Source organism: Dietzia maris, from assembly GCF_014144855.1.
Taxonomy (GTDB): Bacteria; Actinomycetota; Actinomycetes; order Mycobacteriales; family Mycobacteriaceae; genus Dietzia; species Dietzia kunjamensis.
In genome coordinates this window covers 1-1,712 of record NZ_JAALDN010000243.1, presented here as the reverse complement: position 1 = coordinate 1,712, position 1,712 = coordinate 1, and the positions used below count along the sequence as shown (strand labels likewise).

Sequence of the window (1,712 nt, the reverse complement as noted above, 5' to 3'; positions counted from 1 at the left end):
ATGGGTGGTGGCGGTACTGGTGGCTCGGCGGGCCCGGGTGGCTCGGCGGGCCCGGCGGGCCCGGCCGGCCCGGGTGGCATGGGTGGTGGCGGTACTGGTGGCGCCACTGGCGGCGGGACGGTCCCGGCCAAGACCGACACCGGTTGTGGGGTCGGGTCCCCGTCCGACTCCTCGAGATCCCGCACCGACGGCGCCGACGGGGATAGAGACGAGAGCGGTTCGTTCGTGCCGAGATGATCCTCGATCGCCCTTCGCAACAGGGGCAGGTTCGAGAGGTCGTCGGAGTGGAATCTCCCGCTGGCCATGTCGAGGTACCCGAGGTCGGTGCCGCCGGGCGTGGATGCGTACAGCCGGTCGTGCCCGAACCGCTTCCACCTGCGGACGATCCAATCGGTCACGAGCCCTCCGATAGTCAGCCGAGTTGTGTAGTCGACGAATGTTTACACCTCGGCGAACCGGGCCGCAGATGTTCGCCCGAAGTCGCTCCGCGCGACGGAGGGTCACCGGAGTCGCACAGAGCCGAGGCCGTGCGGACACCCGCCATGTGAGGGGGAATACCGCGCCACGCCCTGTTGTTTGACATGTCAGCAAGTTAGGATGGGGACACCACCAGACGAGAGGCCACCATCATGCAGTTCGGAATCTTCAGCATCGCCGACATCACCCCGGACCCCACCACCGGGCGGATACCCACCGAGCACGAGCGACTGGAGGCGGTCGTCGAGTACGCCACTCTGGCCGAGCAGGTGGGCCTCGACGTCTTCGCGCTGGGTGAACACCACAACCCGCCGTTCGTGACGTCCTCCCCCACCACGACGTTGGGCTACATCGCGGGCAGGACCTCCGAGATCATCCTGTCGACGGCCACCACCCTGATCACCACCAACGACCCGGTGAAGATCGCCGAGGATTACGCCATGCTGCAGCACCTGGCAGGCGGCCGGGTGGACCTGACGATGGGCCGCGGCAACACCGGCCCGGTCTACCCGTGGTTCGGGCAGGACATCCGGCAGGGCCTGCCGATCGCGATCGAGAACTACGAACTGCTCCACCGCCTGTGGCACGAGGACGTCGTGGACTGGGAGGGCAAGTTCCGCACGGCCCTGCAGCAGTTCACCTCGACCCCGCGCCCGCTGGACGGCGTCGCGCCCTTCGTGTGGCACGGCTCGATCCGCTCGCCGCAGATCGCCGAGCAGGCCGCCTTCTACGACGACGGCTTCTTCCACAACAACATCTTCTGGCCGATCCACCACACCAAGCAGATGGTCGAGCTGTACCGCCGCCGCTACGAACACTACGGCCACGGCTCGGCGGACCAGGCGATCGTCGGCCTGGGTGGACAGTTCTTCGCCCGCGCCAACAGCCAGGACGCGGTCGACGAGTTCCGCCCCTACTTCGACAACGCCCCCGTCTACGGCCACGGCCCGTCGCTCGAGGACTTCACCGCCCAGACCCCGCTGACCGTCGGCTCGCCGCAGCAGATCATCGACCGATACATGACCATGCGCGAGCACGTGGGCGACTACCAGCGTCAGCTGTTCCTCATCGACCACGCCGGCCTGCCCCGCAAGACCGTTCTCGAGCAGATCGAGATCCTGGGCACCGAGATCGTGCCGACCCTGCGACGGGAACTCGACGCACTGCGCCCGGCCCACGTCCCGGACGGGCCGACCCACGCCGCGCGGGTCGCCGCCCGCGACGCCGACCTGGCC

Annotated in this window: 2 protein-coding genes; one reads left to right on the top strand and one right to left on the bottom strand. The window is 68.3% G+C overall.

All coding sequences use genetic code 11. The features are described from left to right. On the bottom strand, positions 1 to 398 hold a 398-nt coding region (locus tag G6024_RS16415; RefSeq protein WP_206683384.1), incomplete at its 3' end, for a hypothetical protein. Positions 399 to 629: 231 nt separating this feature from the next. Between G6024_RS16415 and G6024_RS08585 the strand changes: the two genes are divergently transcribed. Further along, positions 630 to 1,712, top strand: a 1,083-nt coding sequence (locus G6024_RS08585; protein WP_159148485.1) for an LLM class flavin-dependent oxidoreductase, incomplete at its 3' end; no start/stop codon positions are given.